Origin of the sequence: Blastomonas sp. CCH1-A6 (genome assembly GCF_001556365.1) — a bacterium.
GTDB lineage: Bacteria > Pseudomonadota > Alphaproteobacteria > Sphingomonadales > Sphingomonadaceae > Blastomonas > Blastomonas ursincola.
In genome coordinates this window covers 1-846 of record NZ_LSIS01000392.1, presented here as the reverse complement: position 1 = coordinate 846, position 846 = coordinate 1, and the positions used below count along the sequence as shown (strand labels likewise).

At 68.2% G+C, this 846-nt stretch carries 1 protein-coding gene; it reads right to left on the bottom strand.

Annotation, left to right across the window (positions count from 1 at the left end):
* Positions 1–826, bottom strand: an 826-nt coding sequence (locus AX735_RS17840; protein ID WP_156447538.1) for a tetratricopeptide repeat protein, incomplete at its 3' end; no start/stop codon positions are given.
* Between the last annotated feature and the right edge of the window lie 20 nt (positions 827–846).

Genomic DNA, 846 nt, shown 5'->3' with positions numbered 1-846 from the left:
GCTTGTCTTCGACCGGCGGCAGTTCGATCGGACCGGCAGCGGGCGCCATCGCCTGCTGGCCGATTTGCGTCGCGACCTCGCCCATCGACGGGGTCGCCGACAGCGCAAGCATCACCGGCTGGCCCGGATCCATGGCTGCAGGCGTGACGCCGAGCACCGATGCGACGCGCTGGGCATGAGCATCGGGGTGCGCGATTCGCGCCCATTCGGCGATGCGCTGCTGCGCGACCTGCGGATCGAGATCCTGCCCGGCCATGATCTGCGCCTCGCGCCAGCGTCCGTCGAGCGCATAGGCAAAAGCGAGGTTCTGCCGTACCTTGGGGGCGTTATCTCCAGAGCGGATGAGCTGTGCGAGCACCTCCACGCCGGTCTTGGTGTCACCGGCCAGAGCCAGCGCCAGACCGTAATCGCTCGCCGGAATGGCGTCGCGATGCTGCTCCAGCAGCGCCTGCGCGGCATTGGTGCGGCCCTCGGCAACGTGCATCAGCGCCAGGCTGATCACCGTGTGCGCGCTCGCATCGCCGAGCGCCAGCGCATCGTCGAGCGACTGGCGCGCGGACGCGAAGCGGCCATTGGCGAGATAGGCCTGGGCCAGCGTCTTGCGCAGTTCGGGATTGCGCGGGTCGAGCGCGACCGCGGCTTCGGCCTTTTCCAGTGCCTTGTCGGTCTTGCCCGCAGCCAGCGCCTTTTGCGACGAGGACGAAAGGCTTTGCGGACGGCCACCACCGCCATGCGCCGAACAGCTCACCAGCACGCTGCCGACCAGGATGGTCGATGCCGCCAGCTTGAGCGCCAGCGCCCGGTTGATCTTGGATCCGCTTGCCATAGCCCTGTTCCCTCTTCGTC